The organism is Halomicrobium sp. IBSBa (assembly GCF_017612575.1).
Lineage (GTDB): Archaea > Halobacteriota > Halobacteria > Halobacteriales > Haloarculaceae > Halomicrobium.
Window position 1 is genome coordinate 74,737 of sequence record NZ_JADPQC010000002.1, and the last position, 26,129, is coordinate 100,865.

A 26,129-nucleotide genomic window follows, 5' to 3' on the forward strand; every position below is an offset into this window, starting at 1 on the left:
CGGGTAGCGACCGCGAACGCTGGCGTCACTCCGGCGTCGGAGCGGGCGCGCGCGGCAGGACGACGGTGATCGTGTTGCCCGTCTCGTCGCTGGTGACGAACTCGACCCGACCGTCCGAGAGGTCGACGATCCAGTACACCAGCCACAGCCCCAGCCCGGTGCTGTGGTACACGTCGCTCATCGGTTTGTCGCCGGTCAGCACGCGGTACTCGAACTCGGGCAGGGGCGGGCAGTCGTCGTCGATCCGGATCTCGACCTCGTCGTCGCGAACGCGCCCGGAGATCCGGACGGTCGGGGCGTCGCTCTCGGCGTGTTTGACGGCGTTCTCGATCAGCTCCGAGAGCGCGACCTCGACCTCCGAGAGCGCGCTCGCGACCAGTCCGTCGGCGAGCGTCGTCTCGATCGTGGCCGCCGGGTAGCGAACGCGGACGCTCGCGAGCGCGGCGTCGACGGCGTCTGCCACGTCGACGGTCGTCGGACAGGCGGGCGACCGAAAGAGGTGCAGCGTCTCGCGTTGCTTTTCGGTCGTCTGGAGGAGCGCCTCGCCGACCCGCCGGATGACGGCGGCCCGCTCCGGGGCGTCGACCTCGGGGTCGTCGGCGATCAGCTCCGCCTGCCCGAGGATGGTCGTCATGTCGTTGCGAATGTTGTGTCGCAGGAGGTTGTCGACGACGGCGAGCTGGCGCTCCCGGCGGTTGCGATCGGTCACGTCCCGGGTGAACCCGACGATGCGGACGACTTCCCCGTCCTCGACGATCGGCTCCGCCTGGACCCACACCCAGCGGTTGTAGTTCTCGCCCGGATTGACCCGATACTCCATGTCGACCGATTCGCCCCGAGAGAGGGCCGCCATCGAACGGCGAACCGCCGGCACGTCCTCGGGGTAGACACGATCGATGAAGGCGTCGACATCCGCCTCGACGGCGTCGATCGAGCCACCGTAGACGGACTCGTAGGCAGGGTTGAGAAAGAGCAGCTCCGACCAGTCGCCGTTGAACATCCAGAGGACGTCGTCGGTGTTTGCCGCCAGCTCTCGCAGCCGGGTCTCGGTCTCGTCGCGCTCCCGTTCGGCCGCGATCCGGTCGGAGATGTCTCGCGAGCTGACGACGTACCCGCCCAGTTCCGAGTCCGTCAGGTTCGACATCCGACTCTCCAGCCACACCCAGCCCCCATCGCGCTGGCGGTGACGATACTCGACGGTCACGTCGACGAACTCGTCGTCGACGGCGATCGTCTCCTCGAAGCGGGCCCGAACGTGGTCTCGATCGGACGGATGCATGTACTCGAAGGCGTTCTCGCCGACCAGATCGTCGGGATCGTACCCCAGAATCGACTTCGCCGCTCGATTGAGGTACTGGTAGGTCCCGTCTCGGTCGACGACGGCGATCTTGTCCTGGGCGTAGTCGAGGAGCACCCGATCGACCGGAGGGGTCATATCAGCGTGTGTACACTGCGTGCGGGCAAAAGGGTGGTGGTAGTTCACATGTATCGAGATCCAGTCGTCGAAAGCGACGGAGGCGGTAGCCCTAAGCCGGTCGGCACACGAGTGCCCAGCGAGATGCACGTCTTCGGGTCCAGCGGCGTCAGAGGTGTGGCAAACGAGGAGGTGACACCAGCGTACGTCCTACAGATCGCACAGGCGACCGGCTCGGTGTGGGACGGCGACCGAATCGCGCTGGCACGAGACACGCGGACCAGCGGGGAGATGCTCGCAGACGCCGCGGCCAGCGGGCTGGCCAGCACCGGCCACGCCGTCGACCTGCTCGGCGAAGCGCCGACGCCCGCCCTCCAGGCCTACTGTGCTCGTCACGGCGTCCCCGGCATGATGATCACCGCCTCGCACAACCCGCCAGCGTACAACGGCGTCAAGCTGATCGGCGCGGACGGGGTCGAACTCGACAGGGCCGTCCTCGACGACATCGAGGATCGCCTCGAAGCCACGGAGTTCGACACCGTCCAGTGGGACGGGCTGGGCCGGACGAGGGCGGTCGACGGAGCCGGCAAAGACTACGTCACCGAAGTCCTCGACGCCGTCGACCGGACGGCGATCGCGGCGGCGGAGCTGACCGTGGTTGTGGACCCCGGCCACGGAGCCGGCTGTCACACCAGCCCGACGTTCCTGCGAGAGCTTGGCTGTACCGTCCACACCGTCAACGCCCAGCCCGACGGCCACTTCCCAGGCCGCGATCCGGAACCGATCGATCCACACCTCGCCGACCTGCGAGAGTACGTCCGCACGACCGACGCCGACCTCGGCATCGCCCACGACGGCGACGCCGACCGTGCGGTGTTCGTCGACGAGACCGGGACGACGATCAACGGCGACGCCGCACTCGCGGCACTCGTCGAGGCGACCGTCGAGCCCGGCGATCACGTCGTCTCGGCGGTCAACGCCTCACAGCGCCTCGTCGACGTTGTCGAAGCCGCCGACGCCGAGCTGACGCTGACCCGGATCGGCTCGACGTACCTCATCACGCAGATCCAGCAGCTCCGGGCGGCGGGCGAGACCGTCAGCGTCGCGGGCGAGGGCAACGGCGGCATCATCTTCCCGGGCTACCGGATCGCCCGCGACGGGGCCTACACCGCCGGGAAGTTCCTCGAACTCGTCGCCGAGGAACCCGCCAGCGAGATCGCCGCCCGCTTCGACGACTACGTCAACGTCCGCGCGGCCGTCGAGTACGAAGACGAGACAGAGCGCGCGGCGATGCTCGACGCCGTCGAAGCGGCCGCCACCGAGGCCGTCGCGGACCTCGATACGACCGACGGCTACCGGCTGAAGTACGGCGACGGGTGGGTGCTTGCCCGCCCGTCCGGGACCGAGCCCGTCGTCCGGATCTACGCCGAGGCCCACACCCAGGGGCGGGCAGACGAGCTGCTGTCGACCTTCGCCGACCCGATCGATCGAGTCCGCGAAGACGGGTGAGCGATCACGCCAGCGGCGACAGCTCGTCGAGCGCGTCACGGAGCGCGTCGCGCTCGGCCCGCAGGTCGGCGAGTTCGTCCGCGACCGCGCCCGTCCGAAGCCGTTCTCGCTCCCCGTCGGTCAGACGCTCGCGAGCGACGGCACTGTCTCGCAGCCGATCGTAGTCCGACCGGCGAGTGAGCGCCCGGACGGCCCGCAGGTCGCTCACCACGTCCGGGGCGAACCGGGCGACGACCGAGATCCGTTCGTTGCACTGCCAGCGAAGCGTGTCGGCGTCAGGCGGGGGCCAGCCGACGGTCAGGGGGTCGGCGTCGAGCCGTTCGAGGTAGGTCTGGCGGGTCGCGACGGATCGCTTGAGGGCGTCGGCGTCCGCGACGTAGTGGTCCAGCTTCGACTGCGAGTACGCCGCGTACGCGAGCAGCTGCGGGATCGGCTCGGTGCCCGCCTCGTGGCCGTGGACGTACGCCAGCAGGTCCTCGGGCGGTTCGCGAAACGGGACCAGCGGGTACAGCGCCGTCGTCTCGACGAAGTCGAGTACCTCGCGGGCCGACGCGTTCGATCGGAAGGCGTCGAACGCGTCGGTGACGGCCTCGTCGTAGCGCTCGATGGGGTCGCGGAGCCGCTCGGTCGGCGCGTCGAGGTCGGCCTCGCCAAGTTCGAGCAGGCGCTCGCGGTCGTCGATCTGGTCCCCGACGGTGTCGAGGCGACGCCGCGCGGCGCGTCTGGCCTCCCGGTAGCGCTCGCGGGCGTCCTCCCACTCGACGAGGGGGTCGACCGTCTCCGCGGCGGCGTCGATGCGCTCGCGGACGGCCGCGAAGTCGTCCTCGGTGAGCCGGCGCTGCTGGAGGCGCTCGTCGATCTCCTCGAAGACGGTCCGCTCTGGCAGTTCCTCGTCGAGGTCGTTCGTGAAGTGGGCGATCCGGTCCTGGAACTCGATGAAGGCCGCGAAGTCGCCGTCGCCGGTCGCCCGACCCTCGTACTCCGTCAGCAGCGCACGAAGCTCCTCGCAGGCCGTCCGGAGTGCCCGGAGCGCGTCCTCGCCGACCGCATCCACGCGCTCGCGGGCCGCCCGCCGGTCGGCGTCGGCTCGCCGGAGTCGCGTGACCGCGTCAGCGTCGGCCATCTACTCGTAGACGTCGTCGGGATCGAACACCTGCTCACCGACGACCTCGCCGTCGACCGTACGGTGGAAACAGGAGCGGTAGCCGGTGTGACAGGCACCGCCCTCCTGGTCGACCAGGTAGAGGATCGCGTCGCCGTCACAGTCCATCCGAATCTCCTCGATTCGCTGCGTGTGACCGCTGGACCCGCCCTTCTTCCAGAGTTCGTCGCGGCTGCGCGAGTAGTAGTGAGCGTAGCCGGTCTCGCGAGAGCGTTCCAGGGCCGCCTCGGAGACGTACGCGAGCATCACGACCTCGCCGGTGTCGGCGTCCTGTGCGACCGCCGGCAGGAGGTCCTGTTCGTCGAAGGCGAGTTCGCCGTCGCTCATGAGCGGGCGAACGCGTGTCCGCCGCATAGGTCTTCTGCTAGCCCAGCCCCAGCGTCCTGAGCAACGACACCAGCACGTCGCCGTAGGTAACCGAGAGGAGGAGTCCGGCGAAAGTCGGCACGAGGAACGGGATGCCCGGCGAGAGCCACACCTCGTCCTCGGCGGCGATCACGTCGAGACCGTCGCGCAGTCCCTCGGGCGTGGTGCCGTACGCTCCGTCGACGTCGTCGAGGAACGCCTCGGCTCCCCAGGGGTCGTCGTGGTCGGTGGGCGAGGGGTCGGGTGTCGTGCCGCCGTCGGTCCGAATGTTCCCGTCCCCGACCTCGCCGGGGACCGCCGGCAGGCTGTCGGGGTCCCGGTGGGCCGCCGGATCGGCGCGCAGATCGGCCAGCGTACAGTCTCGCCAGCGCAGGTACATCCGGAGGGCGTCGAGGTCGAGCCCGCGGCGGGTGAAGCCGTCGGGCGTCTCCAGCAGGAGGCCGTACTCCTCGATCAACGCCGGCGTCGCCACGGGCTTGCCGATCACCATCGGGAGCCCGACGCGACCACGAGCGAGGTTCGAGACTGCGACGCCGACCGGATACAGCGCCCCCGCGACGACCGTGTTCGAGAGGATCGTCAGCGAGAACACGCCGATCGCGGGCTGGAAGGTCGGCAGCGTCGTCGTCGGCAGGTAGTAGATCGGGTAGGCGGGAAAGAGCAGTGCCAGCACGTAGAACGCCTTCGTGTCGGCCCCGCCGAAGCTGCCCATGTACCAGAACGCCGTCACCAGCGGGACGATGAACCCGAGGCTGATCGCCGCCTGCAAGAAGAACAGCCGGTCGCCGCCGACGTACGCACCGTACCCGTCCCAGACGAGCAACACGACCGCGAGCGCCGCGAGCGGGAGCCATGCCCTGGTCGGGACCCGCCGTGTCTTGACGTCGCGATAGGCCGCCCACCCGAACACGGGGATCGCGACGAGTCGGAGGAGATCCGAGGCCGGTGCTGCCACCCCGATGCCGGGGACGGTAACGAGACTGTCGAACGTCGAGGATAACACGAGCGGTGGATATCGGCCCACAAAGATATCACTTGCGGGGAGAAAGCGGGGTCGTTACCCCCAGGCCATCCGTGGCCGAGAACAGCAGGTCCTCAGATGACGCGGTTCTGCAGGTAGTCGAGGTGCTTTGCGTTGTACACGATCTTGACCTCGTCGGCGTCGGGGCTGCCGATACAGGTCAGACGGACGTTCTTCTCCTCGACTTCCTCGTCGGAGAGGATCTGCTGCATGTCCATGTCGATCTCGCCTTCGACGACGATGGCTGCGCAGTTGGCACAGGCACCGGCGCGACACGAGAAGGGCCAGTCGTAGCCCTGGGCTTCAGCGGCTTCGAGGATGTACTCGCCCTCGTTGACTTCGAGCGTGCCGTAGTCCTCGTCCGAGAGGTCGGCGTCGGCGGCGTCTTCGAAGACGCTGTCGTCGTACATGTCCCAGCCTTTGTCGTCCACTACTTCGTAGTTGAGGTACTCAACTGTGGGCATCACCTGTTCGGTTGGCCCCCCGCACTGTTAGACTTTGCTGTTCCGCCCGAGCGGCCGCCGGAATTCGGTCAAAAAATCGGGACGAACTTGAACACCAGATAGGCGGCAAGCGTCGCGACTGCGGGAACGAAGTTTTGTGTGAGGATCACTCTCGCGGTCGTCTCCGGTTCGAACAGGTCCGCCGCTTTCGGGATGTCTTCAGGCTCGCCGATCGGCTGTTTGTGCTTCTCGCTCGGCGTGCCGGCCTGGCCGCCGACGGTCGGCGCGTCGGGGGCGTCGGCGGTGAGTGCGCCGACCGACACCTCCGGGGTCTCCCCTTTTCCCGTGACGGTGTCCGAGATCGTCGTCGTGCGGGTCGCCCGTCCCCATCCCAGACCGACGATGCTCATCGTCGCGATGATGACGAAACTCGCCGGCACGCCCAGCGCCGAGAGGAAGGTGACGATCGTCGAACTGACGGTCGCGACCAGCAGCGCCGCCAGCAGCGGCAGGTCGGTGAGGTCGTTGCCGACAGTGTCCATCGTTCGACGGGCGATGGTGAACGCTCCCAGCCCGATAGCGCCACCGCCAAGCAGGATGGCGGGCGTCATCTCCAGCGAACCGTTGCCCACCAGCGGCGCGACGGCGTTGGCGACGTTCGACGCGCCCGCCGAGAAGGCCATGTAACAGCCGATACCGACGACCAGGAGCGTCCCGACCAGCTCCCGTGGGGTCGTGTTCTCGCCCATCGTGGGGCGTGGAATCGCGCCAGACCGATCCAGCGCGATCAGTGAGCCGTCTGTCTGTGGGATCGCGAAGCGCTCGACCAGCGCCGGGTAGAAGTACCGGCCGATGACGCCGCTGATCCAGAACGCGATCACCGGCGAGACGAGCCACCAGGAGACGATCTCGCCCATCGCCTCCCAGTTGAGCGTCCCCTGGGCGATCCCCAGCCCCGCCATCGCACCGACGGCCGTCATCGAGGTCGAGGCGGGCACCCCGACCACGTTCGAGAGGAAGAGCGCGAAGCCGATGAAAAAGAGCACGACGATGCTGACGGTCATCGTGAACTCCGACTCGACGATCCCACTGCCCAGCGTCTTGACGACCTCGCGACCGACGAAGTGCCCCCCGGCCAGCGCGAAGATCGTCATCAGAGCGGCGGCACCGAACTTCGAGACGGTCCCTGCGCCGACGGCCGGACCGAAGGCGACGCCCGTCGAGGACCCACCGATGTTGAACCCGACGAAGATCGCGACGAGAATACCGATCAAAAACAGTACTTCGACCATATCCGTGGCACGTCCCAGGGCCGTTAAAGGGTACCGACACCCGCTTTCGCGGATGTCCAGTACTCACGTGTCACACGCTCACGTCTCGCTGTCGTTCGCGTCGTCGGCGTCCCGACCGTCGTCATCGCCGGGCTCGTTCTCCGGCAGGACTTCGCGTTCGCGCTCGACGGTCTCTTTGACCTCGTCTGCGACCTCCTTGGCCGTCCCGGTCTTCTCGCGGGCCTCGTCGGCCTTCTCGGTGGCTTCGTCGGCTTTCGCCGTGGCCTCGTCGACGCGTTCGGTCGCTTCACCGACCCGCTCGGCGGCGTCTTCAGCGGTATCGGGGTCCGTGTCGGCGACCGTGTCGGTGACCTCGTCGACCTGTTCCGTGGCCTCGTCGACCTCCTTGGCGGCAGTCTCGACATCGGTGGCGGCGTCCTCGACAGTCGCGGCCGTCTCGTCGAGTTCGTCGGCGACGGTCTCGACTTCCTCGGCGGCCTGTTCGAGTTGCTCGGCGGTCTCGGCGACCGTCTCGGTGCCGTACTCGTAGGCCCGCGCGATGACGACGAACTGGACGATCCCCATCAGGACGAACAGCGTGACCGCGATGCCGACGGCGATCTCGAACGTCGAGACGACGGCGGGACCGAGGTCGACGACCCCGAAGACGAGCAGGGCGTAGGCCCCGGCCAGTCCGGCGGTCGCGACGCCGGTCGCACGGACGAACTGTCGGTACGCCGACGACTCGTCGAGGACGGCCGCCTGAAACCGAGCGAGCAGCCCGGGACCGGAAGATCGTGACATGTCTCCCTATCGAGTAGACGTGCGCATAAGCGTTCGGGACGCGACGGCCGGAACACCGATACCCTTTCAGCGATCGCCGGCACACTGACGCGTATGTTTCCGGAGTTTGCGGTGATCCCGGCGGTGGACATGCAGGACGGGCAGGTCGTCCAGCTGGTCGGTGGGGAACGCGGGACCGGCAAGCGCTACGGCGAGCCCGTCGCGGCCGCCCGACGGTGGAGATCGGCCGGCGCGACGACGCTGCACCTGGTTGACCTCGACGGTGCCTTCGAGGGCGAACGAGCCAACGCCGACGCGATCGACGCCGTCCTCGACGCGGTCGACGCGGACGTGCAACTAGGCGGGGGGATCCGGACCGCCGACGACGCGATCGACCTGCTCGACCGGGGCGTCGACCGGGTCATCCTCGGCACCGCGGCCGTCGAGAACCCCGAGATCGTCGCCGAGATCAGCGAGACACACCCCGACAGCGTCCTCGTGAGCCTCGACGCCAAGGACGGCGAAGTGGTCGTCTCGGGGTGGACCGAGGGGACCGGGCTGGACCCGGCCGAGGCCGCGAGCCGCTACGCGGAGCTGGGTGCCGGCGGGATTCTCTTCACCGACGTGGACGTGGAGGGACAGCTGGCGGGGGTCCGCACGGAGCCGGTCCGGCGCGTCGTCGACGCCGTCGAGATCCCCGTGATCGCCAGCGGCGGCGTCGCGACCGTCGAGGACGTGCGAGCGCTCCGGGACGCGGGCGCGGCCGCCGTCGTCGTCGGCAGCGCGCTCTACGAGGGCGCGTTCACGCTCGAAGAAGCGATGGCGGCAGTGGAGTGACGGCCGCTCGCACCGCCGTCAGGCGTCTCTGATCGTCACTTCGCGGGCGGCGTACTCCTCGTAATACGGTCCCAGGCCGCAGGCCTGGCCGCCGACGCTGACCAGTCCGTCGTCGGTCTCGACGACCAGCGAGTTCTCGATCGGGAACGCGTTGTTCACCGGTTCGACGAGGTTCTGGCGCACCTCGCGGATCGGGACGCCCTCGAACTGACGGACCGTCTCGTCGGTGGTCGCGACCACGTCGAGGTCGGCGACGACGTCGTGGCCCGCCGTCGTGTGGAGGGCCGCAGTCGTCACACCAGAGCGAAACAGCTCGAAGGTCGCCGGCAGCGCCGGTGGTTCGGCGACGAAGCGCTGTTCGCCCATGGGCCAGACGTTGCTGACGTAGTTGCCGAAAAAGCCAGAGGCGACCTCGTTCTGGTTGAACGCGAGCGCGTAGCCCCGGCCGTGGCGACTGGTGAGCATCCCGTGTGAAGCCAGCACGCCCCCCAGCGCGTCCCGAACGACGAACAGCGGCGGGCGGCCGTCCCAGCTCCGGACGACGTGTGCGTACCGGCCGGGATCGTCCATCTCGGCGACGTGTGACTCCGCAGACTCGCCGGCCAGCAGACAGTAGACGGTCAGTCCCCGCTCCCGGGCGTCGGCGAGCGCGTCGGCGACGGCGGGAAAGGCGTTCGACGGGACGATCGCGAAGACCTCTCGCTCCGCACGCGCCAGTTGGCGTTCGAGGCGACGCTCGACGGTCTGGCTGGCGTGGACGACCTCGAACCCCGCCGCCGTCTCGGCCGGCTGATCGTACACGCTCTCGACGGCGGTCTCGAACTCCGAGAGGTGCATCGACAGCGCGTCGACGGCCTCTTGGGGTGGCCGAGCGCGGAGCTTCGTCGGCGTCGCGCTCTCGTCGACGATGACCAGTCCGCGTTCGGCCAGTGCGGTCGCGATCTCGTAGACGTAGCTCTGTGAGACGCCCGCGGCCTCCGAGACGGCCCGGGTCGTCGCTTCCCCCCGCTGTAGAATTGCCAGGTAGGCGTCGACCTCCTTCGTCGAGAGTCCGAAGGCCGACAGCGTCTCCCTGATCTGGCTTTCACCCATACGAGGACTTTTCTTATACTATTAGAAAAACTTTTCTCGTCGGATCACCACGCTTCGACTATGACTGCAGGTGTCGCACGTCCTGACGTTCTGGCCCCGGACCACCGGACGGCAGGTGAAGCGTGACCGGGTCGAACCGCCGGCTCTGGACGGCGGCCCTGTTCGCGACGATGGCGCTGACCGGCGCGATCATGATGATCCGTGGCCCGGTGATCCCGGAGCTGCGAACCAGCTTCGACGCGCCCGCGTGGCAGGTCGGTCTGATCAGCACCGCCGGCACCGCCGGCTACCTGGTCGTCGTCTCGATCGTCGGTTTCGGGGCTGGTCACCTGAAACCCCACCGGTTGATCGTGGGCGGACTGTTGGGCAGCGCGCTCTCACTGCTGGCGATGGGCGCGGCCCCGCTCCTCGCGGTGTTTCTCGTCGGCACGCTCGTGCGCGGAACGATGAACGGCGTCCTCAGGGGGCTGAATCGGCCGATACTCAGCCACTTCTACCCGGACAGCCGCGGCCGGATGTACAGCTACTACGACATGACCTGGGCCGCCGGTGCGATGGTCGGACCGATCGGGGTCGTCGCCGTCCTCGCAGTGGCCGACTGGCGACTGGCCTACTACGGGCTGGCCGTCGGGATGGCGCTGCTGGCCGTCGTCGTCTGGCGGCTCGACGCCCCCGCGGTGACGGGAACCGAGGAGCCCTTCGACCGCCGGGAACTGCTGGCGCTGCTTCGCAGGCCCGAGATCGCCGCGATGATCGTGGTGATGTTTCTGGGGACCGGCGTCGAGGGCGGGCTCTTCCTCTGGTTGCCGACCTACGTGAACAGCGTCGTGCCGACCGGCGTCGCCGGCCTCGGCCTCTCGGCGGCGGCGCTGTCGTCGCTGTCGCTGTCGGTGATGATCGCCGGCTACGTCCCGGGTCGCCTCCTCTATGGCCGCCTCTCGGAGCGCGTGGGCTACCTCAAAATCCTCATCGGGATCCTCGCGCTCCTGGTCCCGACCTTCTACGCGACGTTCGTCCTCTCGACGGGGCTGTGGCTCCTCCCCGGCGTCGTCGTCATCGGCGCGCTCATCTCCGGTATCTTCCCGATGCTCGTCTCCTACGCCACCGACGCCGTCCCCCGCCACAGCGGCCCCGTCACCGCCGTCGCCGCCATCTCCTCGTCGCTGGGCGTCGGCATCGCGCCCGCCGTGATGGGGTGGGTCATCAGCGGCTCGGACCCCAGCGCGGCCATGCAACTCCTGCTCGTGCCCCTCGTGGTCGCGCTCGCCGTGGTACTCGTCGCACGAGTGGCCGAGCAGCGGCGAGAGCGGGCGAGCCTCTCCGTGGCGGACTGACCCTCACTGCAGAAGGGATAACGTTGGCAGTGTTTCGTGAACAGATTTTGGGTAGCAACGGCCGCATTCGCTTCACTAAACACGAGCATAACGTTCTGGTAAGTCTCACCGAGCCAGTCGGTCCTACCGCGAGGACCGCGCCGCCGGCCCCTCGGAGTGGACGAACTTCGGGAGGATCAGCGCGTAGGCCCCGCCAGCGACCAGCAGCGCGCCGACGATGTCTGTCGCCATCGTGTAAAAGAGGAGCGCGCCCGCCAGCATGACCGCCGACGCGGCGACCTGTACTTTCGCGTCGTCCATACGGACCACTCGTCGAATATCGGCATAAGCACCCGGCAGACAGTCGTCTGACGCCCGTTCCGTGCGTGTGGTCCGCTATCGGCGGGGCGCAACCGCCAAATAGCCGGCCCGACACTACTGGCGTATGACCGACCGCACCGCGGCCGTCACGCGGGAAACGGCCGAGACCGACATCGAGGTGACGCTGGACGTCGACGGCGACGGCGAGTCGACGATCGACACCGGCGTCGGCTTCTTCGATCACATGCTGGATTCGTTTTCGACCCACGGCCTGTTCGACCTGACCGTCCACTGTGACGGCGATCTGGAGATCGACGACCATCACACCGTCGAGGACGTGGCGATCACGCTGGGCGAGGCCCTCGCGGAAGCGCTGGGCGAGAAACGCGGCATCCGGCGCTTCGCCGACCGCCGGGTCCCGCTGGACGAGGCCGTCGCCAGCGTCGTCGTCGACGTGTCGGGCCGGCCCTACTTCGCGTTCGACGGCGAGTTCTCACAGGGGCGGGTCGGCGGGCTGACCAGCCACATGGCCAAGCACTTCTGTCGGTCGCTCGCGACCAACGCCGGGCTGACGCTGCACGTCGACGTGAGCGGCGAGAACGCCCACCACGAGATCGAGGCGCTGTTCAAGGGACTGGCGCGGGCGCTGGACGACGCCACCCGGATCGACGAGCGCCGGTCGGACGTGGCGAGCACGAAAGGCGAGCTGTAGCGACCGAGTTCGGGTACACGGCGGCGTTCGGTGCCGCCGGAGCTGTCATCTTCGCCGGGGCCGCCATCGTGCTGTCGCTGCGTCACATCTCCGAGAAGACGAACACGGCCGGCGCTGCCGGGACGGCCCTGGAGGGGTGACGGCGTGTCCGACAGTATGAGAGATCCTTTCCGGCCGCCCGTGCAGGGTGTGATATGGCTCCGGCCACGTTCACCGCAATCGGTCTGATCGCGATCGTCGGGCTCGTCGCCCTGAGCGCCTTCTTCTCCAGCAGCGAGAGCGCGATCTTCACGCTCCCCGAGGACTGGGACACGGAGGGCGACGACCGGCGGGCGGCGACGCTGCGTGCGCTCGAAGACGACCCCCACCGGCTACTGGTGACGATCCTCGTCGGGAACAACGTCGTCAACATGGCGATCGCCAGCATCACGACCGCGCTGCTGTCTGGCGTCCTCCTGGCCGGCGGGGCCGTCACCGCCTCGACCGTCGCGGCCAGTTTCGTCGTGCTGGTGTTCGGCGAGATCGTTCCCAAGTCCTACGGGCTCGCAAACGCCCGCGAGTGGGCGCTCACCATCGCCGGGCCACTGGCCGTGATCGGTCGGCTCATCTCCCCGCTCGTGGTCGTCTTCGACGTGTTGACGGGATACATGAACCGCCTGATCGGCGGCGACGCCGGAATCGAGAAGCCGTATCTCGACGATCAGTAGCCTCTATGCCGACCAAGATGGACACGCTGGGGCCGAATTTTGTTCACGCGGCCCCCTCGTGGCGTGACGAGAGAGCGGAACCAGAACGAACTACACCAGCGGTTTGGGTGGATACACCTGTAACAGCGTACGAGCCCCGTATTCGAGGACTGCGGCGACGACGATCGGAACGAGGAACGTGAACCACCAGCCGAGATAGAGCACAGAGAACTCGGGACCGCTGATCACGTGGTCACTGAGAGCCAGGATCGTGAACAAGAGAACGAACGCACCGGGCGAAACGAGCCCACACCAGAGTGCGAATGCGATCGCGACACCTGCGAGGAGAAAGAGTCCGACAGCGTGATACGCCACACCCATCGTCGTCGAAACGAGGTCGGTTCCAGGTGGCCCGATCGGCTGGAACAGATACGTGTTCGCGAGCAGTAGTGCTGCGTAGGTCGTCCCGACGAGTGCCGTAGTGACAGGGCGACTCGGAAGGTTCATGAGTTGGTCGTTGTATAAGTGCCGTTCACGAGAGGAGTGCGATCTTCCCGTCGTGAGTATCGAAATCCTGCTCACTGTAGTCCAATGAGTGGATCCAACTGCTGTGTTCCTGGCCGTCTGTCCAACAGTCCTTCGTGGCAGTTCGCGCGGCGTTGAATTGCCAGTCCTGACAACCAACACCAATGAACTTGCAGTCCTGATTGTGATCCCAGGGATCGATGTGTGCCTGCCCGAGGACTGGATACGGTTCCTCGCCGTAGTTGTAGACCCGGATGTCGATCTGTTCGTAGATGTCTGTCGGGATCGGAATCGGACCGAGCCAGATTATGTCACCGCCTCCGAGCGTCTTCTGGATCCGGGTGTCGTTGCTCTTGACGCCGTCATCAGTGACAATGTATCGTTTCACATCTGGCTGCGGTGCGGAGACCCAGTTGCACTCGTCGTCGTAGTGATCTTCCGCGTCGGAGGCCGTGGAAACATCCCAAGCGACGTTGATCGGAGCCTTACGCTCGCCGGATGTGTCAGCCGATTCGTAGTGGTACAACGGGATCTCGTCGTCGAGGTGGTGCTGTGCAGAGACAGTATCTGACGACGCGTCCCAGATTTCTTTCTCTGCGGTCCGGTGTTCCTCGAAGGTCCCGATCACCCGTGTGGCTGTGACACTGGTTTTACCGCCGTCTTGGAGAGAGTCAGGGACACGCTCTCTGGGAAGTCGCTCTGGTTCGAACTCAATGACGGGATCTCCGTACCGCTCTGCCAGGGCGTCGCTCTCGAACCGGTGTCGGTGGATTATCTGTTCCCCATCGGGTTCAAAAGTATGTGTACTCGTGCCACTGGCGACAATTGGCAATTGCTGTTCGTTGTCCACACTACCCGTCCCAGGGTGCCCACCGTCGTGTCCGCCAGTTTTGTGTCGTCCTGACCGATCGCCGGCAGCGGTCCCAGTGGCTCCGAGTGCACTCGTCGCAGCTATCGTCTCGAGCAGTGTTCGCCTGTTTAGTCCACCAGTCATGTACATCAGTTTATCATACTTCAGATTATAACAGTTTATATTAGATTTTGTTTTTAATATATAATTCTATCTATACCAGCGGCCGAACCGATTCACACACCGATCGCACTTCCGTCGTGCGGTCGGGTGTGCATTGATTTTCAATGGCTACTATAGCTCGTCACCGGATCCCAAGACCGAAGCAGCCTGCTTGCAATGGCTTCTCCATGTTCGACGAGATCATGGAGAAGTTCTCCGACTCCCCCGGCCAACAGCAGGTGATCCGCCTGCTGCTCGAACGGGGCTTCTCCGTCAACGACGACGGCCGGGTCGTCTCCGGCGGCATCGAGATTCCGAACACGGAGGTCGCCCGCGAGGTCGACGTGGACCGCCGGGTCGTCAACGCCACGACGAGCGCGATCCTCGAAGACGAACAGCTCACGCGCATCTTCCAGAACATCTCGGCGATCCCGAGCCTGATGGACCTGGCTCCGGTGCTGGATCTGACCGTGCTGACCGTCGCTGTCAGCAACGCCGAGGAGAGCGGCATCGTCGCGGCCGTCACCGACGCCATCGCGGACCACGACATCACGATCCGGCAGGTGATCTCCGAAGATCCGGAGTTCACCGACGACCCCCGCCTGTACGTCATCACCGACGAGGCCTTCCCCGGAGACCTGATCACCGACATCAACGCGCTGCCCTTCGTCCACCGGATCGAGCTGCAGTAGATGGCCACGATCACCGTCGAGACGCCCGACGGCGCGGTCCGAGAGATCGACTGCGAGGCCGGGCGCGTGTTGCGGGACGTGCTGGGAGAACACGGGCTGTCGCCCCACAGCCGCCTCGCCGTCGCCAACTGCGGCGGCCGGGGCCTGTGTGCGACCTGTGGCGTTCGACTCGAAACGCCGCCCGACGCAGAGCACTGGCACGATCGGCTGGCCGATCGCTTCGGCTACCCGCGGCTGTCCTGCCAGATCGAGATCGTCGACGGCATGCGCGTGCGGATTCCCGAGAAGCGAGTGTGGGGCCGGCGAGAGTGAGCCTGCCCGGAAGGACAAACCGTATGCCCACACCGCCACAACGGCCGCTGTGACCGACGAGGCGTACGACACCGTCGCGGGCCGGGGAGAGGCGGCCTTCGAGGTGCAGGGCTCGGAGTTCGTCGGCCGGGTGCGCCCGGCCCACACCGTCGACGAGGCGGAGGCGTTCGTCGACGCCGTGAGCCGAGAGTACGCCGACGCGACCCACAACGTCCCGGCCTACCGGGTGCGGGCCGACCCCCTGCGCGAGTATTCGAGCGACGACGGCGAGCCATCCGGCAGCGCCGGCAAGCCCGCGCTCAACGTCCTCCAGCAACGCGAGATCGAGAACGTCGCCGTCGTCGTCACCCGCTACTACGGCGGGACCAACCTCGGCGTGGGCGGCCTCGCCAGAGCGTACTCGCGGGCGGTCAAGGACGCGATCGACGACGCCGGCATCGCGACCGAGCGACCCCACGAGCGGCTGACGATCACTGTCGACTACGACGACTCGGGCACGGTGCGTGGCATCGTCGAGAGCACCGGCGTCGAGTTCGACGCGCGCTACGAGGCGACGGTGACGTTCGACCTGCGGGTGCCGGTCGCGGAGGCCGACACCCTCCGTGAGCGCATCGCCAGCGCGACCAGCGGTCGGGCACGGATCGGTTCGTCAGACGACTAGATTTCCGGGGCCGAGAACGGCTGCGACCGTTCGCTCGAAGTTCCACTGGAACTCGCATTGGGCCGCAGTCTTGTGAATTTCCACCCGAAGAGAAGGGGTTTGTGGATCGTCGAACGGACCTGCAGTGTCCACCCATCGACCGTCCGAGACCTTAATCAGTTCGGAACGCTCTGTCACCGGCGTCGCCCAGGCCGGGGACGATGTAGCCGTCGTCGTCGAGTTCGTCGTCGATCGCGACCGTCAGCAGTTCCGCGCCGGGATCGGCCTCGTTCAGGCGGACCAGCCCCGGGGGCGCGGCCACCGCAGAGAGCACGAGGAGCTGCTCGGGGTCGGGCCCCTGCGAGCGGATCTCCTCGAGAACCGCGGCCATCGTCGAGCCCGTCGCGAGCATCGGGTCGGCGACGATGACGGTGTCGGTCGCGCGGATCTCCGGCAGCTTCACGTAGTCGATCGAGATGGGGAACGAGCCGTCGTCTGCCATCCCGGCGCTCTCGTCTCGGCTGGCCGAGATGACGCCCTGCCGGGCCCGCGGGAACGCCTTGAGCAGTCCCTCGACGAACGGCGTGGCCGCCCGCAGAACGTTGACGATCACCACGTCGTCGAGCCCCTTGACGCGCTCGCCCATCGTATCCGTCAGAGGGGTCTGGATGGAGACGTACTCGGTCTCCATGCGACCGTCGATGATCTCGTAGCCACAGATCCGACCGAGATGGACCAGTCCCTTCCGGAACTCGACCTGTTCGGTCTCGACGTCACGGAGCCGCGACAGTTCGTCTCGTGCCAGTGCGTGGGTGATCACCTTCGCCTCGCCACGGTCCTCGATAGCCATGCGCGGAGGCACGGGCGGACGGCGTTTAACTGTTGATCGATCGCTCCGGAGCGGCGACCGCTACGCGTCGCCGGCCCGCGGCGAGAACGACATGTCGGCCTCCGTCTCCTCCTGTCCGCTCTCGGGCGTCTCCGTCTCTTCCTGTCCGCTCTCGGGCGTCTCCGTCTCGGCTTCGCCGTCGTCCGCTCCGTCCTCGTCTGTGCCGTCGTCCTCGTCGGTCCCGACGGCACCGCCACCGCCGCCGTCGCTACAGCCGGCCAGCAGGCCGATGCTCGTGAGTGCTGTCGCCCTGACGAAGTGTCGTCGAGTGCTGTCGTCCATGCACCCGGTGCTGGGCGTGGGACCCATTTCGTTATGCGATTCGAATCCGGAACAGTTCACACTTATCCGACGGTAAGGACGGGTGGCGGGCCGAGAGACGGTTCTACGCTGGACGTACCGAGTCAGCTACGCGGCGTCGGCCGCCGCTCCGGAATCGCCGCGGGGGGCCGCCCGCCGGTTCTTCGCCAGCAGCGCGACCAGCATCGCGAGTCCGACGGCCCGGAGCAGCAGGTCGGCGGTCAGCGAGACCGAGCCGCCGCCGAGCCCCAGCAGCGCTGTCACGTCGTAGCCGGCCGACACCGGGAGTCCGGGGGCCATCAGCAGGAGCGAGCTGACCGCCAGTCCGGCCCGTTCCCAGCAGTCGAGGGGCGCGTAGACGAAGCCGATGACGGTGCCGGCCAGCGCGACGACGCCGAGGAAGACGCCGACGACGGGGACGAACACCTCCGGGAGCGACCAGCCAAGCTCTGCCAGGTCGGCCAGCGTGGCGACGCGAAACTGCTCGCCCAGCGGCAGCTCCGCCGCGTCGTCTTTCTCGCGCAGCAGGACGATGCCGGGGACCAGCACGAACGCGAAGGGGACGATCGCCTTGTTGAGCGACAGCGAGAACGCCTCGATGCCCGTCTGGAAGGGGTCCGACTTCGCGATGCCCGAGGCCGCGTAGGCGGCGACGGCCACCGGCGGCGTGATGTCGGCGATGACGCCGAAATAGAGGATGAACAGGTGCGCGGCGAGTTCGGGGATGCCGAAGGTCACGAGCGCGGGCCCCAGCATCGACACGAGGATGATGTAGGTGACCGTCGTCGGCATCCCCATCCCGAGGATGATCGACGCGATGGCGGTGATGACCAGCAGGAGGACCAGCGAGCCGCCGGCCAGCGAACGGATGAGCGCGACCAGGTTCGGCCCCAGCCCGGAGACGCTGATCACGCCGGGGATGATGCCGGCGGCCGCGACCGCGACGACGACCGGGACCGCCGTTCTGGCACCGCTGTCCATCGACTTGAGCACGAAGGTGCCGAGGCGGACGAGCCCGTTGTCACCCGCCGCCGGGCGACCGACGGCCGTCGAGATCTCGTCGGCAGCCTCGTCGACCGCTGGGTCGAGCGCGAGCCACGACGCGGTCAGGCGCGGCTTCGAGAGCAGTGTCAGCGCGCCCGCCGCGATCGACAGCCAGCCGACGGTGCCAAGCGTCGCCGAGACGGCCCCACCGATCGACTGTCCGCCCGGACCGCCGCCACTCAGTGCGGCGACGAGCGACGCGCCGGTCAGCCACTGTGCGAGGAACTGCCCCGCACCGAGCACGAGGAGGATGGCGACGAGACGACCGCGCGTCTCGTCGCTGTAGGCCGCGACGAGCGTGATCAGGGCGACGATGGCCACGAGCGTGAACCACGCCGAGCGCGCGACCGAGAGCCGAGCGCCGATGAGGTAGTACAGCAGGAGGAAGACGGGGACGAGGTAGAACCACCCGGTCCGCAGGTGAGCGCGGATGTCGACGACGGAGTCGGGATCGAGCCCGCCGATACCCAGCCGCGAGGCCTCGAAGTGGACCATCACCCAGACGCCGAAGAAGAAGACGACGGCCGGGATCGCGGCGGCGACGATCACGTCGGCGAAGGGCGTCGCGGTGTACTGGACGATCAGGAAGGCCGCGGCACCCATCACCGGCGGGAGGATCTGGCCGCCAGAGGAGGCCGAAGACTCCACGCCACCGGCGAACTCCGGGGAGTAGCCAGACCGTTTCATCAGCGGGATGGTGAACGCGCCGGTCGTGACCGTGTTGGCGATCGACGAGCCGGAGATCGTCCCCATGAAACCACTCGCGAGGATCGACGCCTTCGCGGGTCCGCCCTTGCGCGTGCCCGTCGCCGCGTACGCGAGATCGATGAACCACTGGCCCGCACCGGACATCTCCAGGAACGCGCCAAAGAGGATGAAGATGTAGATGAACTGCACCGACACCGTCACCGGGACACCGAAGACGCCGTTCTCCGTGTTGTACCAGAGGTTCTGGACGATCGAAGGCCACGTCAGCTCCGGGATCGAGAGCACGCCGACGTAGGCCGCGTCCTGTGGAATCAACACGCCAAAGCGGGCGTAGACGATGAACGCGCCCACGATGACGACGAGATAGAGGCTGATCGCTCGCCGGGTCGCCTCCAGGACGAGCACCACGCCGACGACCCCCAGGACGAACGCGTAGGACACGTCCGTCAGCGGGCCGAGCAGGCCGGCCACCGGATCGAGGAACGTGAACACCTCCTGGATCGGCCGCCCGGCGGGCAGCCCCAGCGCGCGCATGCGCTGGATCTCCTGGAAGTCGGTGACGAAGTACGCACTCGACAGCACCGTGACGGCGATCAGGAGGAGGTCCGACGGCGTCACGCGGTCGAGGTCGGGATCGACGAACAGCCAGGCCAGTCCGTCGCCGACCGCGTCCATCGCCGAGACCAGCGGGCTGTCGGGACCGAGCCGGGAGGCCGTCCGCGCTCGGAGCTGGCGACAGGCCCGCGATACTCGCCCGTCGCCCGTGGTGCCGGGGTACAACAGGAACGTCAGGACGAGCGCGAACCCGACGTGGACGGCGTTGATCTGCAACAGCTGCAGGGAGGCGAGTTCGACCTCGCCGAGGACGAGCACCTCGACGGCGAAGACGAACCCGCGGGCGGCGAACCACATCTGGTAGGCCGAAAAGAGGACGCCGACGATCGAGACGACGACGCTGGCCACCCGCCGCAGCGAGCGTTTGCGTTCGATCTCCTGGAGCAATTCGTCGGCCGCGACACCGGTGTCGGTGATGCGAGGAGTCATGCTGTGACGTGCTCGATTGCCGCCGAAACCACCGACCGGCGCTCGACGGTGATGCGGACGGCGCGTGCGTTCGAACGGTTCACCAGGTCGTAGCGCCGGTCGCCGACGTGGAGGCGGTGGCCGGCGATGCGCCCCGGCTTGACCGTGATCGTCTCGAACGTCCCCGGCGGGTCGTAGACGAACGAGCCGTTCACCCGCGAGACGTTGGCGTCGGCCGGCAGCCCCCAGCCGTACGATTCGAAGGCCATCCGGGTCATCTCTAAGTGGCCGTCGCGGACCCGGTACGTGTCGACGACGCGCGTGCGCTCGACGCTGTGGGTGTACGCCAGCGCGACGCGCGTGTCCTCCTCGACCGGCGTCTGGAGGAGTACGTCACCGGAGTCGACCGACGAGACGACCAGCGTCTGCTGGGCCGGCAGCGAGACGCCGACGGCCGCCGTCACGAGGACCGCGGCGACCAGTCCGGGACGGAGCCACCCCATCGGATCAGGCGTCGAAGTAGGCCGCAGCGCCGGGGTGGAGCTCGATCGACATCCCGTCCTGTGCCGAGTCGACGCCGATGAACTCCGTCTTGATCGTCAGCGCGTCGACGTTGTCGAAGATCGCCGCGGTCACCGTCTCGACCGTCGCTTCGGGCACGTCGGCATTGGTCGCGATCATCGCCTGGACGGCGACGGTCTCTACGTCTTCGGAGACGCCCGAGTACGTCCCGCCCGGGATGGTGTCGTCGGCGAACCACGACGCCGCGTCCTTGACCGCCGTGCGGTTGTCGCCGTCGATGGGGACGATCGCGATGTCGTTGGTCGTCGCCAGATCCTCGATCGCGCCGACCGGCCAGCCCCCGACGACGAAGGCGGCGTCGATGTCGCCGTTCCGGAGCTGGTCGGCCGCCTGCGAGAACGAGGCGTTTTGCTCCTCGAAGTCGGTGATGCCGACGGCTTCGAGGATCTGGTTGGCGTTGACCTGCGTGCCGCTGCCCAGATCGCCCGTGTTGATCGTCGCCCCCGAGAGGTCAGACAGCTGCGAGATGCCGGTGTCGGCGAGGGTCACGATGGTGATCGTCTCCGGATACAGCGTCGCGACGCCGCGCAGATTCTCGATGGCGTTGTCCTGGAACGCGTCGATACCGGTGCCGTTCTTCGCGAAGTACGCGATGTCGTTCTGGATCAGTGCGAAGTCGGCGTTCCCGTTGGCGAGGCTGCCGACGTTCTCGACGCTGGCCCCCGTCGACTGGACGTTCAGCGTGAAATCGGTGTTGTCCTCGACGACGGTCTTGAGCTCGTTCGAGAGCGGGAAGTAGGTGCCGCCGGTCCCACCGGCGTGCCACGAGAGGCGGGTGTCGGCCTGGCCGTCGCCGCCGTCAGACGATTCGGTGTCGGTGGCCGTCTCGTCCATGTCACCCTCCGTCTCGTCGCCACCCTCGTCCATCCCCGTCTCGGTCGGCGAGTCTTCCGCACCGCCGCCGCCGTCGTCGCCGGCACAGCCGGCGAGTGCGGTGACGCCCACGAGTCCAGTCGCGCGAATGAATCGTCGTCTGGTGTGATCGCCCATAGACCAGTCGTACCGCCGACGGCATTTCGTTATGAGATCCGAAACAGCCGGTAAGCAGGTCCTACACTGGAACGAGAGAGTTCTGCGATCGTCGCGCGCGCGGCTGTCCGTGCCGGTCGGTACCACGCGTCCGACGAAAGCTTATGGTGGTGTAGCGACAAAACTCGCCAGCACCAACGGATGGGCACCACGTCCACCAGCTGTTCTAACCGACCATGGAAAACATAGAAGAGAGCGTCTCAGGCTTCAAGCGCCGCGGTGGCTGGGTCGACGTCGTCGAACACGGCGAGCGGATCGTCCAGGCGCTGCGAGAGCTGGCGACCGACGAGCGCGTCGACCGGCCAGTCGACGGCGACGCCCTCGAAGAGTTCGACGAGTGGCGACCGAAGAGCCACGAGCGCCTCGACGAGGACGTCAACGAGAAGACCGCCGAACAGGCTCGCGTCGACGAGGGCAAGGGCGAACAGGCCGGGAAAGATCCGGACGACGACCTCCGGACGGCCGGCGAGAAGCTCGCGGACTCCTACGAGAACCTCGACGAGCCCGACGAGGCCGTCGAGTCGTGGGGCGAGAGCTTAGACTACGTCGCCCGCGCCGCCGACTCGGCCAGCCGCAAGGCCCTGCGGACGGTCGAAGACACCGTCTACAAGAACGTGATGACCCAGATCGCACCGTACTACTTCGACAACGCGCTCGTGAGTGCGAACCTCCAGCGGGTCAACGGCGACGACCGCCCAGAGTACATCTTCGAGATCAACGTCAACGACGACGACCTCAAGGAACGGGTCTCGAACCGCCTGGCGGACTTCGACAGCGACGTCGACCGGTGGCACGTCAACACCGAGAAAGAAATCGAGGCCGCCGCCACGGCGGAGGGCGTAGAGGTGAGCGAGGAAGAGACGGGCGACGAGGAGACGGATGCGAAGACGAACTAAACGCTGCTCTGTCAGCGTTTAATTTCGGTTTGGCGTCGGGAAGACAGACGGACAGACGGACGAACTGACGCCGTGAGAAACAGGACCAAGCGGCGGAGAATTTTCGGACAGAGAGCGACTGCGGACCCAAATTACGGCCACTATTTCTGGAAGAATCACGGTACCGAATCGCACACGCCAGAATTACTCACGGAGTTGTTTCTCTATAATGAAAATCCGAGCGCCCTGAGTGTCTCCTGTAAGTCGTTTTGTGTCAGTAGATAAAATTCGTTAATTCGAAGCCGGACTCTGCGGTAACAGTTCCGTACTTCCCGAATAACTGTGTAAAATTATGAAGGGCTTATGTGGGATTCTCACAACGTCTTCGACGGAGGTTCGGCCCTTCCCGGTTCGCGGCGGCGACCGTCGGGCTGTCGAGCGCCCGAGGTTGTCCGACACACCACTGGCATGGGACGCGTGGGGTTGGGGCCAACGACTGCCTCCGAGAGTGACAACTATGGACAATTCACGCAGAGAGTTCATTCGTGCGGTATCGAGTACGTTCGTCCTCGCGGCTGGCGCTGGCACAACCGTGGCCGCGACGGACTGTAGCAACGTCGCCGAGTGGGACCCAGACGCGACCTACAACGGCGGCGATCAGGTGACCTACGAGGGGTCCCTCTGGACCGCCGAGTGGTGGACGCGGGGCACCGCCCCGGCCGAAAGCGAGGCCGTCTGGACGCTCGAAGGGTCCTGTGACGGCGACGGGGGAACGGGCAACGAGGGGCCGACGGCGTCGGTCAGCGCGTCCTCGACGACCGTCGAACCCGGAGCGACCGTCGACCTCGACGGGTCGGGATCGTCCGACGCCGACGGGTCGATCGCCAGCTACGAGTGGGAACTGGGCGACGGGACGACGGCGACCGGAGCGACGACGAGTCACAGCTACGACGCGACCGGGGACTACACCGTCACACTCACCGTCACCGACGACGACGGGGCCACCGACAGTGCGACGACGGGAATCTCCGTCAGCTCCTCGTCGGGCAGCAGCGACGCGATCTTCGCCCCGTACCTGGGAACGTGGGGCGACATTCTCGGAGACACGCGGAACGCGAGCACCGACCGCGTCGTCCTCTCGTTCGTCGGCGACGGCACCGACGACGGGACGGTCACCCCCGCGTGGCTCACCGCGGACGGCGACCGGCCGCTCTCGGACCACGCCGACAAGATCAGCACGCTCCAGGACGAGGGCTACGACGTGTGGGTCGCGATGGGCGGCTGGGACGGCCGGATCGTCGCCCGCGACGCGAGCAGCGTCTCGGAGGTCAAAAGCGCCTACGAGACGGTCCTCGACACGCTCGGCGTGACGCACATCGACATCGACGACGAGAACTACGACGAGCCGGGCCGTGACGGCACCTACTACGAGATGCGCAACGAGGCACTCGCACAGATCCAGTCCGAGCGGCCGGACGTGAAAGTCACGTACACGGTCGCCGCCAGACCGTCCGGGATCGTCAACGCCGACCACTGTCCCGGGAAAGACATGATCACCGACGCGCTGGACAGGGGCGTCGAACTGGAGTACATCAACATCATGACGATGGACTGGACGGACGTAGACACGACGCCCGAACGGGTCAAATCGGCCGTCGAAGGCACGGTCGACTGGATGAGCAACGTCTATCCCGACAAGAGCGAGGCACAGCGACGCGCGAAGCTCGGGTTCCTCCCCAACGTGAACGAGTCCGAGTGGTCGGTCAGCGACTCCCAGAACGTCGCCGACTTCGCACAGCAGCAGGGAATCGGGAACGTCAGCATGTGGGCACTGCACCGAGACACCAGCGACTACGGCCACTCCGACGCCTTCTACCCAGTCGAGAGTGGGGGCAACTGATACTGCCGGCTGTAAATTTGTGACCGATTTCGCCACCCCGGGGTGGCGAAGATTTTCACGAAGTTACAGCCGGTAGTATGAGGCTGTCTCCCACCAGCCGACAGCCTAATACGCTGGCCGGCGAAAACCGGTGACAGATGGTTGCTGGGAGCACGCTCGGAACGCTCGTGATCGCCGCCGCAGCGAGTCTGTTCATGGCCTGGGCGATCGGTGCGGGATCGTCCGGCTCGACGCCGTTCGCACCGGCGGTCGGGGCCAACGCCATTTCGGTGATGCGGGCAGGCTTTTTCGTCGGTATTCTGGGTCTGCTCGGAGCGGTGTTACAGGGGGCCAACGTCACAGAGACGGTCGGGAGCGGCCTCATACTCTTCCCCGACGGTGGGGGCCTCTCGGCGATCGCGGCGACGATCGCGCTGCTGACTGCGGCGGTGCTGGTCGCAATCGGCGTCTTCGCCGGCTACCCGATCGCGACGGCCTTTACCGTCACCGGCGCGGTCGTCGGCGTCGGGCTGGCGATGGGCGGCCAGCCAGCCTGGCCAAAGTACCAGCAGATCGCCTTGCTGTGGGTATTGACGCCGTTCGCCGGGAGCTTCGTCGGCTTCCTGACGGCGAAACTGCTGCGCGCAGACCGGATCGCGGAGCGGTTCTCGATCGCCGGGCTCGCGGGCCTGGTCGGCGTGTTACTGGCGAACGTCGAGTTCACGGGGCTCGGACCCGACGGCGGCCCGGGTGCCCTCTCGGTCGCCCTCGCGCGCACCTTCGAGGGCGGAACCGGCGGCCGGGCGCTGGTCTCGCTCGTGCTCGGGCTCCTGATCGCGGCGGCGGTGTGGTACGACGTCCACGAACACGGCGAGCGAGCACAGCGGCGGTTCCTGCTGGTGATGGGCGGACTCGTCGCCTTCTCGGCCGGCGGCAGTCAGGTCGGGCTGGCGATCGGGCCACTACTCCCGCTGCTCGATACGTTCACGGTCCCGATCACGGCCGTGTTGCTCGGCGGCGGGATCGGCCTGCTCGCTGGCTCCTGGACCGGCGCACCACGGATGATCAAGGCGCTCTCGCAGGACTACTCGTCGCTGGGACCACGCCGCTCGATCGCGGCGCTGATCCCCTCGTTTATGATCGCACAGACGGCCGTCTACGTCGGGCTCCCGGTGTCGTTCAACGAGATCATCGTCTTCTCGATCATCGGAAGCGGCGCGGCCGCTGGCGGCGGGTCGGTCAGCGGCGAGAAGATGGGCAAGACGGTGCTGGCGTGGGTCGCCTCGCTGGCGCTGGCGCTCGGGCTCGGCTACGGCGTCTTCACGGCCGTGTCCATCCTGTAGTCGACGACGAAACGGCAGACTCGGGGCTGATCCGCCGACTATCTTGGCACCCGGGTGTGGGGAACGATCGGCGTCGCATCGCGCTCCGTCGCGCCAGCCGAGTCGTCCGAAGCACGGTCAGTGTCGCTCACACCGTCGTCTACCGCTCGCGTTCGCGTGCCGATCGGGACAGTATCGTCGTGCCGATCTGGGGAGTGAACCATCGTAACCGAACGTTCGTGAACCCAGTACATGATACTTCGGCCATACAGCAACATATTCCTTATTTCTACTAGAACAGACCCAAATACGAGCCGCAGGACCGAAGATGTGGAAACTTTTCTGTCGACAGAGTGTGTCGGTGTCG

The 26,129-nt window shown here is 66.9% G+C and carries 27 protein-coding genes; 11 read left to right on the forward strand and 16 right to left on the reverse strand.

Annotation, left to right across the window (positions count from 1 at the left end):
* Positions 1 to 25 precede the first annotated feature (25 nt).
* Positions 26 to 1,435 carry a PAS domain S-box protein gene (locus IL252_RS07020; protein ID WP_208627436.1) on the reverse strand — a complete coding sequence of 470 codons (1,410 nt, stop codon included), beginning with the start codon at positions 1,433 to 1,435 and terminating at the stop codon, positions 26 to 28.
* A 123-nt stretch (positions 1,436 to 1,558) separates the two neighbouring features.
* Between IL252_RS07020 and glmM the strand changes: the two genes are divergently transcribed.
* Entirely contained in the window at positions 1,559 to 2,923 is a 1,365-nt protein-coding gene (gene glmM / locus IL252_RS07025; RefSeq protein WP_208627437.1) for a phosphoglucosamine mutase, read from the forward strand.
* A 4-nt stretch (positions 2,924 to 2,927) separates the two neighbouring features.
* Here glmM and IL252_RS07030 read toward each other — a convergent pair whose 3' ends face one another.
* The 6 genes from IL252_RS07030 to IL252_RS07055 form a co-directional block, all read right to left on the reverse strand.
* Positions 2,928 to 4,046 carry a hypothetical protein gene (locus IL252_RS07030; RefSeq protein ID WP_208627438.1) on the reverse strand — a complete coding sequence of 373 codons (1,119 nt, stop codon included), beginning with the start codon at positions 4,044 to 4,046 and terminating at the stop codon, positions 2,928 to 2,930.
* Positions 4,047 to 4,412: a phosphoribosyl-AMP cyclohydrolase gene (gene hisI, locus IL252_RS07035; RefSeq protein ID WP_153552239.1), complete on the reverse strand. Its 366-nt coding sequence runs from the start codon at positions 4,410 to 4,412 to the stop codon at positions 4,047 to 4,049. It abuts the gene before it with no gap.
* Between the two features lie 37 nt (positions 4,413 to 4,449).
* Positions 4,450 to 5,454 (reverse strand): prepilin peptidase, encoded by a 1,005-nt coding sequence (locus tag IL252_RS07040; RefSeq protein WP_369334724.1) that lies wholly within the window; start codon positions 5,452 to 5,454, stop codon positions 4,450 to 4,452.
* Positions 5,455 to 5,546: 92 nt separating this feature from the next.
* Positions 5,547 to 5,936 (reverse strand): ferredoxin Fer, encoded by a 390-nt coding sequence (fer, locus tag IL252_RS07045; protein ID WP_170092977.1) that lies wholly within the window; start codon positions 5,934 to 5,936, stop codon positions 5,547 to 5,549.
* Between the two features lie 68 nt (positions 5,937 to 6,004).
* Positions 6,005 to 7,207: an inorganic phosphate transporter gene (locus IL252_RS07050; RefSeq protein ID WP_208627439.1), complete on the reverse strand. Its 1,203-nt coding sequence runs from the start codon at positions 7,205 to 7,207 to the stop codon at positions 6,005 to 6,007.
* Between the two features lie 78 nt (positions 7,208 to 7,285).
* The gene (locus IL252_RS07055) at positions 7,286 to 7,990 is read right to left on the reverse strand and encodes a hypothetical protein (RefSeq protein WP_208627440.1); all 705 of its coding nucleotides are present in this window, start codon (positions 7,988 to 7,990) and stop codon (positions 7,286 to 7,288) included.
* A gap of 93 nt (positions 7,991 to 8,083) precedes the next feature.
* Here IL252_RS07055 and hisA point away from each other — a divergent pair, with 93 nt between their 5' ends.
* Positions 8,084 to 8,806: a 1-(5-phosphoribosyl)-5-[(5-phosphoribosylamino)methylideneamino]imidazole-4-carboxamide isomerase gene (gene hisA / locus IL252_RS07060; RefSeq protein ID WP_208627441.1), complete on the forward strand. Its 723-nt coding sequence runs from the start codon at positions 8,084 to 8,086 to the stop codon at positions 8,804 to 8,806.
* 18 nt (positions 8,807 to 8,824) lie between these two features.
* On the opposite strand, the gene IL252_RS07065 is transcribed toward hisA, so the two are convergent.
* Complete coding sequence (locus IL252_RS07065) at positions 8,825 to 9,898, reverse strand: TrmB family transcriptional regulator (protein ID WP_170092981.1); 1,074 nt, start codon at positions 9,896 to 9,898, stop codon at positions 8,825 to 8,827.
* Between the two features lie 122 nt (positions 9,899 to 10,020).
* Here IL252_RS07065 and IL252_RS07070 point away from each other — a divergent pair, with 122 nt between their 5' ends.
* Positions 10,021 to 11,232 (forward strand): sugar MFS transporter, encoded by a 1,212-nt coding sequence (locus IL252_RS07070; protein WP_244256923.1) that lies wholly within the window; start codon positions 10,021 to 10,023, stop codon positions 11,230 to 11,232.
* Between the two features lie 123 nt (positions 11,233 to 11,355).
* Here the strand turns inward: IL252_RS07070 and IL252_RS07075 are convergent, their stop codons facing one another.
* Positions 11,356 to 11,532, reverse strand: coding sequence for a hypothetical protein (locus IL252_RS07075; protein ID WP_208627442.1), 177 nt, complete (start codon positions 11,530 to 11,532; stop codon positions 11,356 to 11,358).
* 124 nt (positions 11,533 to 11,656) lie between these two features.
* Between IL252_RS07075 and hisB the strand changes: the two genes are divergently transcribed.
* Both hisB and IL252_RS07085 read left to right on the forward strand, forming a co-directional pair.
* Complete coding sequence (gene hisB, locus IL252_RS07080; protein ID WP_208627443.1) at positions 11,657 to 12,244, forward strand: imidazoleglycerol-phosphate dehydratase HisB; 588 nt, start codon at positions 11,657 to 11,659, stop codon at positions 12,242 to 12,244.
* A 194-nt stretch (positions 12,245 to 12,438) separates the two neighbouring features.
* Entirely contained in the window at positions 12,439 to 12,951 is a 513-nt protein-coding gene (locus tag IL252_RS07085) for a CNNM domain-containing protein (RefSeq protein WP_208627444.1), read from the forward strand.
* A gap of 90 nt (positions 12,952 to 13,041) precedes the next feature.
* On the opposite strand, the gene IL252_RS07090 is transcribed toward IL252_RS07085, so the two are convergent.
* Entirely contained in the window at positions 13,042 to 13,437 is a 396-nt protein-coding gene (locus IL252_RS07090; protein WP_170092985.1) for a hypothetical protein, read from the reverse strand.
* Between the two features lie 25 nt (positions 13,438 to 13,462).
* On the reverse strand, positions 13,463 to 14,305 hold the full coding sequence (locus tag IL252_RS07095) for a hypothetical protein (RefSeq protein WP_170092986.1): 843 nt from the start codon (positions 14,303 to 14,305) through the stop codon (positions 13,463 to 13,465).
* Between the two features lie 350 nt (positions 14,306 to 14,655).
* Between IL252_RS07095 and IL252_RS07100 the strand changes: the two genes are divergently transcribed.
* Genes IL252_RS07100 through IL252_RS07110 form a run of 3 tightly spaced genes read left to right on the forward strand, consistent with a single transcriptional unit; the run spans position 14,656 to position 16,132 of the window.
* Entirely contained in the window at positions 14,656 to 15,159 is a 504-nt protein-coding gene (locus tag IL252_RS07100; protein ID WP_170092987.1) for an amino acid-binding protein, read from the forward strand.
* Positions 15,160 to 15,471, forward strand: coding sequence for a 2Fe-2S iron-sulfur cluster-binding protein (locus tag IL252_RS07105; protein WP_208627445.1), 312 nt, complete (start codon positions 15,160 to 15,162; stop codon positions 15,469 to 15,471).
* A gap of 49 nt (positions 15,472 to 15,520) precedes the next feature.
* A complete protein-coding gene (locus IL252_RS07110) occupies positions 15,521 to 16,132 on the forward strand; it encodes a YigZ family protein (protein ID WP_208627446.1) in 612 nt (203 codons plus the stop codon).
* Positions 16,133 to 16,283: 151 nt separating this feature from the next.
* Here IL252_RS07110 and upp read toward each other — a convergent pair whose 3' ends face one another.
* The 5 genes from upp to IL252_RS07135 form a co-directional block, all read right to left on the reverse strand.
* Positions 16,284 to 16,961 carry a uracil phosphoribosyltransferase gene (gene upp, locus IL252_RS07115; protein WP_208627447.1) on the reverse strand — a complete coding sequence of 226 codons (678 nt, stop codon included), beginning with the start codon at positions 16,959 to 16,961 and terminating at the stop codon, positions 16,284 to 16,286.
* A gap of 60 nt (positions 16,962 to 17,021) precedes the next feature.
* A complete protein-coding gene (locus tag IL252_RS07120) occupies positions 17,022 to 17,282 on the reverse strand; it encodes a copper-binding protein (RefSeq protein WP_208627448.1) in 261 nt (86 codons plus the stop codon).
* A 126-nt stretch (positions 17,283 to 17,408) separates the two neighbouring features.
* Entirely contained in the window at positions 17,409 to 20,096 is a 2,688-nt protein-coding gene (locus tag IL252_RS07125) for a TRAP transporter permease (protein ID WP_208627449.1), read from the reverse strand.
* Positions 20,093 to 20,578, reverse strand: coding sequence for a DUF1850 domain-containing protein (locus tag IL252_RS07130; protein ID WP_208627450.1), 486 nt, complete (start codon positions 20,576 to 20,578; stop codon positions 20,093 to 20,095). The genes IL252_RS07125 and IL252_RS07130 overlap by 4 nt, the downstream gene beginning before the upstream one ends.
* 4 nt (positions 20,579 to 20,582) lie before the next feature.
* The gene (locus IL252_RS07135) at positions 20,583 to 21,647 is read right to left on the reverse strand and encodes a TAXI family TRAP transporter solute-binding subunit (protein ID WP_208627451.1); all 1,065 of its coding nucleotides are present in this window, start codon (positions 21,645 to 21,647) and stop codon (positions 20,583 to 20,585) included.
* 215 nt (positions 21,648 to 21,862) lie between these two features.
* Between IL252_RS07135 and IL252_RS07140 the strand changes: the two genes are divergently transcribed.
* The 3 genes from IL252_RS07140 to IL252_RS07150 all read left to right on the forward strand — a co-directional run bounded on the left by IL252_RS07140 (position 21,863) and on the right by IL252_RS07150 (position 25,783).
* Positions 21,863 to 22,582, forward strand: coding sequence for a DUF5828 family protein (locus IL252_RS07140; RefSeq protein ID WP_153552053.1), 720 nt, complete (start codon positions 21,863 to 21,865; stop codon positions 22,580 to 22,582).
* A gap of 496 nt (positions 22,583 to 23,078) precedes the next feature.
* Positions 23,079 to 24,461 (forward strand): PKD domain-containing protein, encoded by a 1,383-nt coding sequence (locus IL252_RS07145; RefSeq protein WP_208627452.1) that lies wholly within the window; start codon positions 23,079 to 23,081, stop codon positions 24,459 to 24,461.
* 137 nt (positions 24,462 to 24,598) lie between these two features.
* Positions 24,599 to 25,783: an inorganic phosphate transporter gene (locus IL252_RS07150; RefSeq protein ID WP_208627453.1), complete on the forward strand. Its 1,185-nt coding sequence runs from the start codon at positions 24,599 to 24,601 to the stop codon at positions 25,781 to 25,783.
* Positions 25,784 to 26,129: the final 346 nt, after the last annotated feature.

Excerpts from the sequence above, each read along its gene's own strand:
- IL252_RS07140 (WP_153552053.1), top strand. The coding sequence starts at position 21,863 with ATGGAAAACATAGAAGAGAGCGTCTCAGGCTTCAAGCGCCGCGGTGGC.
- IL252_RS07145 (WP_208627452.1), top strand. The coding sequence starts at position 23,079 with ATGGACAATTCACGCAGAGAGTTCATTCGTGCGGTATCGAGTACGTTC.
- IL252_RS07105 (WP_208627445.1), top strand. The coding sequence starts at position 15,160 with ATGGCCACGATCACCGTCGAGACGCCCGACGGCGCGGTCCGAGAGATC.
- upp (WP_208627447.1), bottom strand. The coding sequence starts at position 16,961 with ATGGCTATCGAGGACCGTGGCGAGGCGAAGGTGATCACCCACGCACTG.
- IL252_RS07090 (WP_170092985.1), bottom strand. The coding sequence starts at position 13,437 with ATGAACCTTCCGAGTCGCCCTGTCACTACGGCACTCGTCGGGACGACC.
- IL252_RS07100 (WP_170092987.1), top strand. The coding sequence starts at position 14,656 with ATGTTCGACGAGATCATGGAGAAGTTCTCCGACTCCCCCGGCCAACAG.
- IL252_RS07050 (WP_208627439.1), bottom strand. The coding sequence starts at position 7,207 with ATGGTCGAAGTACTGTTTTTGATCGGTATTCTCGTCGCGATCTTCGTC.
- IL252_RS07120 (WP_208627448.1), bottom strand. The coding sequence starts at position 17,282 with ATGGACGACAGCACTCGACGACACTTCGTCAGGGCGACAGCACTCACG.
- hisI (WP_153552239.1), bottom strand. The coding sequence starts at position 4,412 with ATGAGCGACGGCGAACTCGCCTTCGACGAACAGGACCTCCTGCCGGCG.
- IL252_RS07135 (WP_208627451.1), bottom strand. The coding sequence starts at position 21,647 with ATGGGCGATCACACCAGACGACGATTCATTCGCGCGACTGGACTCGTG.
- fer (WP_170092977.1), bottom strand. The coding sequence starts at position 5,936 with ATGCCCACAGTTGAGTACCTCAACTACGAAGTAGTGGACGACAAAGGC.
- IL252_RS07030 (WP_208627438.1), bottom strand. The coding sequence starts at position 4,046 with ATGGCCGACGCTGACGCGGTCACGCGACTCCGGCGAGCCGACGCCGAC.
- IL252_RS07130 (WP_208627450.1), bottom strand. The coding sequence starts at position 20,578 with ATGGGGTGGCTCCGTCCCGGACTGGTCGCCGCGGTCCTCGTGACGGCG.
- hisB (WP_208627443.1), top strand. The coding sequence starts at position 11,657 with ATGACCGACCGCACCGCGGCCGTCACGCGGGAAACGGCCGAGACCGAC.
- IL252_RS07125 (WP_208627449.1), bottom strand. The coding sequence starts at position 20,096 with ATGACTCCTCGCATCACCGACACCGGTGTCGCGGCCGACGAATTGCTC.
- IL252_RS07150 (WP_208627453.1), top strand. The coding sequence starts at position 24,599 with ATGGTTGCTGGGAGCACGCTCGGAACGCTCGTGATCGCCGCCGCAGCG.
- IL252_RS07020 (WP_208627436.1), bottom strand. The coding sequence starts at position 1,435 with ATGACCCCTCCGGTCGATCGGGTGCTCCTCGACTACGCCCAGGACAAG.
- glmM (WP_208627437.1), top strand. The coding sequence starts at position 1,559 with ATGCACGTCTTCGGGTCCAGCGGCGTCAGAGGTGTGGCAAACGAGGAG.
- IL252_RS07085 (WP_208627444.1), top strand. The coding sequence starts at position 12,439 with ATGGCTCCGGCCACGTTCACCGCAATCGGTCTGATCGCGATCGTCGGG.
- IL252_RS07075 (WP_208627442.1), bottom strand. The coding sequence starts at position 11,532 with ATGGACGACGCGAAAGTACAGGTCGCCGCGTCGGCGGTCATGCTGGCG.
- IL252_RS07065 (WP_170092981.1), bottom strand. The coding sequence starts at position 9,898 with ATGGGTGAAAGCCAGATCAGGGAGACGCTGTCGGCCTTCGGACTCTCG.
- hisA (WP_208627441.1), top strand. The coding sequence starts at position 8,084 with ATGTTTCCGGAGTTTGCGGTGATCCCGGCGGTGGACATGCAGGACGGG.
- IL252_RS07055 (WP_208627440.1), bottom strand. The coding sequence starts at position 7,990 with ATGTCACGATCTTCCGGTCCCGGGCTGCTCGCTCGGTTTCAGGCGGCC.